This is a genomic window from Hyphomicrobium sp., from assembly GCF_035572195.1.
In the GTDB taxonomy this organism is placed as follows: Bacteria; Pseudomonadota; Alphaproteobacteria; order Rhizobiales; family Hyphomicrobiaceae; genus Hyphomicrobium_B.
In genome coordinates this window covers 1-4785 of sequence record NZ_DATNBA010000134.1, presented here as the reverse complement: position 1 = coordinate 4785, position 4785 = coordinate 1, and the positions used below count along the sequence as shown (strand labels likewise).

Genomic DNA, 4785 nt, shown 5'->3' with positions numbered 1-4785 from the left:
TGCACGCCACGGCGATAATGCGCGTCATGAAGTCAGCCAGCGGCATATCGGGCTTCTCGGTCAGCTGCGGCATGCGATCCGGCTTTCGTTCCGCCTTCGTGCTAACGACGGCGCGCGCCCATTCCTGGCATAGCTCGCACGCACACGGGGCCACGTGCGGACGCGGATCAAAATTCGCCATTGTCTCCGGCTCCATGGGGCATGGGTTCGCGGTGATTGGACTTGGAGGCGGCGCCAGTGCGCTTGCTTTCGACGATATGGGGGCCGTCGATGTAATCGCGCCAGTGCCCGTTGCACCATGTATCGAAGCGCTTGACGTACTGAAGCGGTGTCTGCTCGGCCGAAATCTTGTCAGCGTAATGCTGTGCTGCCGTCAGGACCTGCTCGTATGCCTGTGCGCTAGTAACCTGCCGCGAAAGACGTTCGATGCCTTTGGCCTTGCCGTCTCCCTTACGCGGGTAAAGGACGTACACAGCCTCGAAATCGAAACCTGCCGCGGCAGCGGTATTGGTCGATGGTAGAAGGTCGAAGGTAGTGGTAGTGGTCGGAGGTAGAGATCCCTCAGTGAGTGTTGGGGGGGAGGGGTACCTCGCACCGCTCGGACGGTTAATCTTCTGGTGCTTCTTCCAGCCAGCGATCTCGAGATACGGATCGCCGTTTACTGAATACGGACGAACAAGACCGGATGCGGTGAGCTCCGCAATAATCGGCGTGCAGTTGCGGCGGTCGATCCAAAACACCTGGCACGAAAGCCATACCGGGTCGGCCGGAAGCTGCCCGAGATCATCCGCGAGCGTCCACGACGAGATCCAAAGGCGCCACGCGGCATCGCTCAACCGCGCGGCCTTTGGGTCGCTCAGCGTTTCGGGCTTGATAGTGCGGATGCGGCCGGCCATCTGGACTACTTGATGTCCTTCTTGATCGGAACAACGGCGCGGGCATACCCAACCAAGTTCTCTTCTGGATCGAGGGGGGAAAATGGATGCTTAGTTTTCTCCTCGGCTTCGGCGAGACGACGCTTTGAATCATCAGACTTGATAAGAAGACGCTTATTATCGTCTGCAATCGCCAGTGCGGCATTAAACACATGCGAGAAGGCGCGATGCATGTGCAGGCTCTCTCGGTCGCCAATTGAAAGCGTCTCTGGGTCGGGGTTGCCAGTAAGCGATTCACATTCTTTGTATCGCTTCATGCCTGAGACGACGCGAGCGGCGATGTCGGTGCGATGGTCGATGCGATCACCGATCGATACTCCGATGTAGTATCCGCCTAGGCCGCGATTAAGAGTCCCCTTCTCTACGCGCTCGATGTATCGCCGGGCGACATAAATAATCGAATGAAGCTCTTTGCCAGGGCATGAAATCGCCGAGCGGATCTGCGGCCCGGTGAGCGGGAATCGCCGACGCAGAAGGTTGATTACCAGCTTGGCAAACGGCCAATGTCTACTACTCGTGATCTTGGCTTCAACGTCATATGACATGGTTCACTCCTCGCCTTTCATCATTGAGATCGAGTTGTCCAATTCGGTTTTTGCTCGGTACATACGCGTGGCTGTAATGGCTAGACTAATAGAGGCTATCGACGCCTCATGTTCGCGGCACAACTGCGCCAATCGAACGCAGGCGGAATGCAGCGCCGTTGCCTTCTTACCAACCGCTTCGGCCGCCTTGGCGATTTCCCGCGCGGCCGAGTCTCCGCTCTTCTGCGCTGACTTACCGATCTCGGCAAGTGCCGTTACCGTCGGAGGCGAATCGGAATCTACTGCCGATTCAAAAACGTCACCGGGAACGCTTGCGACGCGTAGAGCAGTCTTCTTTTGTCGTTCCGATAGTCCTGCCCCAGCCGCCGCGTCCTTGCGGGTTTGTTTCTTGTCTTTAGGGCCGTCGGCGTCCTTAATGTTTTGATTAGCGCCGCGGGCAGGAGGTATCTGTTTTAGCAACTCCCCGCACCGTCGAACGGCGCGCGCCTGAATTCTATCCGCCGTCTTGCGCAATGACTCGTCCTTGGCCTGTCGCGCATAACTCGCGAGGGCTTGGGCCTTGTCAGCCCAGTCCTTGCACTCGTCCATTTCGAAGCAGTGGGCCAACGCCGATTTCGCCGATTCATAAGCCTGCGGCAACACGGCCTTAGAGATAGGAACCGGAAGATTGCTCGGTATCTTCATGTCGTCCTTTCGTTTCACGCCGCCGCCCCCTTCTTCGGATGCGTTACCGAATGCACGGCACCGTCTTTCAGCGCCCATCCCCGCGGCTGCCGCTCCCAGCTCGATATCCCGTCAACACCCCAAACCGGCAGCTCGACGTAATACAAACCGCCATCGCAAACGACGCGCGCGATCTGCTCGTACTCGCGCCCTTCGCCACCGTCGACGTCGAAGCCGTCGGACAGTTTCCAGATCATCCACCGAGACGCGCCGTCGCGGACGACTTGGACTTTCAACCTCGGCATTACCGATATGCTCCATCGACATGGCGAACCGTTGCCGCTTCCTGCCGCCGATTCTCGTCCTCGATCAACTCGTCGAGCACACGCGAAAAGACGTGGTAAGTGCAGCCGCATTCAGAGAACAGGAAAGCGCGGATGCGGCAGAAGATCGTCATTTGACCCTCCTGCACGCTGGCGAGAACCAGATCGCTTCTTTGGCGGTCGTCTCGCCGCCGCCATACGTCAGTCGGCCACGGTCCCATTGCAGTACCTGCCATCCGGGAAGTTCGTAATCGCCAATGTGGCCGCATAGCGCGATCTTGGTTTCCGCGTTCTCCTTGCACCATTCGGCCACGGCAAGCGCGACCGGCGCCTGCTTGCCGTACAGCCGCTCGTATGCGACGTACGGCGGGTCGAAGAACACGGCCGCATTCTTCCCTTTGTCCCCGTAATGCATGTTCATGCAGCGATCCCACGAGCCATGAATAAGGCGTACCCGCTTGAGCCTGGCCGATAGCTCGTGCATCCAGTCGCGAAGGTCGGCGCCGTCAAAGGAACCCCCACGGTTGATCCCCTGCCCGGCCGACGAGAGATGCGGTACCTGTGTTCTCTCTCTCTCTCTCTCTCTCTCTCTCTGAATTCCTCGCCCACCGTCCCCGACGTGGGGAATCTGCCCCGCTGCAATCCCCGGCCGGCGTTTCCGACGAGAGGGATCTTTCCATTGCTCGCCCCCCCCGGACTGCATCCCGCGACCGGAATGGCCGACGAATGGAACCTGACTGGACTCCTCGGCCGGCATCGCCGACGTGCGGGATCTTGGCGCTCTGCCCCCCCGAATCGCACCAACCGCTACCAATCCACGCGCACTGACCCCAGCACCACCAGCCGGCGACCTGCGCGTCGCCTGGCCATTCCGGGTCAGCGAGATTAGCGGCGAGGTCGGCTGTTCGCTCGGGTTCAACCAGCCAGCGGTGACGCGCCGCGAGGTCGATATGCGAAACCGGGTAGTCGGCCTGTTCGGCTACGGCGTCAGGTTGGTATTTGACCGCGCGCCAAAAGTTAGCGATGTAGCAGTTGACGTCGCCGGCCACCTCGAGCGACGCCGGTTTCGGGTTGCCGAGGAGAACGGCGGCAGACCCACAAAACGGCTCAATGTATTGCTTGACCTCGCCGAACGCGTACCAAATCAACGAAGCGACGCCCGACTTTCCGCCGAAGTACGGAAATGGCGCCTTAATGCTGTCTTTCGTGTGCTCTGCCTTGACGGGTTCATCGTCGAACAACGTGGTTTGCTTGATACTCACGGAATCACCACGTGCCCGACCTCTTCAAAGATCGCGGCGAACTGATATTTCCGCGGCCCCCAGTATGCGACTACCGACGGGAAAGGAGCAGAAGACGGGGCGCCAAGAAAGCGGAGCCGACCACGCCAAAAGCACAGATCATCAGCCGACCAGACCTTGATGAACCACTTGGCATCCGTTCGCGCAGGCAACAAGGCGATGATCTCGTATGCATCGCCATACTGGTCGCAGAGATCAATCCACTTTCCGATCCCGCGACCGTACGGCGGATTCACATAGATCAACCCGTCTCCCGGTTCGACATGCCACGGCGTCGTTAGACCACCGCCAATAAACGACGCGCCCGCGCGAACGATGCTATCGGCGTTGCTGCACGGGTCGAGACCGATCGGCCCAAGCATACTAACGAAGTCGAGGACGACTTTCGGCGTATTCCACGAATCCCGTTTCGACGACATCAACGACCGCTGCAACGTCATGCGCGCGTCCACTTCCACGGCACGCGGACGACGCCAAACCAACAGCGAGGGCACAGCACCAATCGCTGACCGTGAATGACGCGCTTTTCGCCGAAGAAACGAGAAGCAGGCTTCGCAGGTCATTTGGCGCCCGCCTTAGCGATGGCGAGCATTGCACGGGCGGCAGGAGTCAACGGCTCCATGTCTCGGAACTCGGCGAACCCGAACCCCTCGTCGCGCTCGCAGGTCGCACACAGCTCGAGATGGCGAACTTCAAATAGATCCCGAAGGAACGGCGCGTCTGGAGGGGTGATACCAACGACCTCGACGTTCTCGCGGATGTGGGAATTGTAGAATCCGAGCCACTCGCGTGGATACTTCACGAAATCACCTCCTGTACCGATTTCGCCTTTGTCCACCAGTCGTGCCAGTCTGCCGCACACCGCTCGCCGCAACACTCGTCCTCGTCGCCGTCGAGCCGCGTCTGCAAAACCCGCGACAGGCAGTTTGCGCACCGACGCTCAGCTCGATCCTTGTCGTCTTCGATCATTTGCACCCCATTTTCGCGACACGCTTTCGCCAGTAATGCCGCCTGAACG

General features: G+C 59.5%; 11 protein-coding genes. All 11 read right to left on the bottom strand.

Annotated elements, in window-relative coordinates; genetic code table 11:
* The coding region (locus tag VN623_RS11575; protein WP_325571145.1) for a hypothetical protein at positions 1 to 181 on the bottom strand (181 nt) is incomplete at its 3' end.
* Positions 168 to 896: a hypothetical protein gene (locus VN623_RS11570; RefSeq protein WP_325571144.1), complete on the bottom strand. Its 729-nt coding sequence runs from the start codon at positions 894 to 896 to the stop codon at positions 168 to 170. The genes VN623_RS11575 and VN623_RS11570, both read right to left, overlap by 14 nt.
* 5 nt (positions 897 to 901) lie before the next feature.
* A complete protein-coding gene (locus VN623_RS11565; RefSeq protein ID WP_325571143.1) occupies positions 902 to 1480 on the bottom strand; it encodes a hypothetical protein in 579 nt (192 codons plus the stop codon).
* Positions 1481 to 1483: 3 nt separating this feature from the next.
* Complete coding sequence (locus VN623_RS11560) at positions 1484 to 2164, bottom strand: hypothetical protein (RefSeq protein WP_325571142.1); 681 nt, start codon at positions 2162 to 2164, stop codon at positions 1484 to 1486.
* 14 nt (positions 2165 to 2178) lie between these two features.
* Positions 2179 to 2448, bottom strand: a complete 270-nt coding sequence (locus VN623_RS11555; protein WP_325571141.1) for a hypothetical protein — start codon at positions 2446 to 2448, stop codon at positions 2179 to 2181.
* Positions 2448 to 2600, bottom strand: coding sequence for a hypothetical protein (locus VN623_RS11550; protein ID WP_325571140.1), 153 nt, complete (start codon positions 2598 to 2600; stop codon positions 2448 to 2450). The genes VN623_RS11555 and VN623_RS11550 overlap by 1 nt, the downstream gene beginning before the upstream one ends.
* Positions 2597 to 2887 (bottom strand): hypothetical protein, encoded by a 291-nt coding sequence (locus tag VN623_RS11545; protein WP_325571139.1) that lies wholly within the window; start codon positions 2885 to 2887, stop codon positions 2597 to 2599. Before VN623_RS11545 ends, VN623_RS11550 begins: the two co-directional genes overlap by 4 nt.
* Before the next feature lie 85 nt (positions 2888 to 2972).
* The gene (locus VN623_RS13665; protein WP_414653211.1) at positions 2973 to 3728 is read right to left on the bottom strand and encodes a DNA adenine methylase; all 756 of its coding nucleotides are present in this window, start codon (positions 3726 to 3728) and stop codon (positions 2973 to 2975) included.
* A complete protein-coding gene (locus VN623_RS11540) occupies positions 3725 to 4330 on the bottom strand; it encodes a DNA N-6-adenine-methyltransferase (RefSeq protein WP_325571138.1) in 606 nt (201 codons plus the stop codon). Before VN623_RS11540 ends, VN623_RS13665 begins: the two co-directional genes overlap by 4 nt.
* Positions 4327 to 4569 (bottom strand): hypothetical protein, encoded by a 243-nt coding sequence (locus VN623_RS11535; RefSeq protein WP_325571137.1) that lies wholly within the window; start codon positions 4567 to 4569, stop codon positions 4327 to 4329. The genes VN623_RS11540 and VN623_RS11535 overlap by 4 nt, the downstream gene beginning before the upstream one ends.
* Positions 4566 to 4785, bottom strand: a 220-nt coding sequence (locus VN623_RS11530) for a hypothetical protein (protein ID WP_325571136.1), incomplete at its 5' end; no start/stop codon positions are given. The genes VN623_RS11530 and VN623_RS11535, both read right to left, overlap by 4 nt.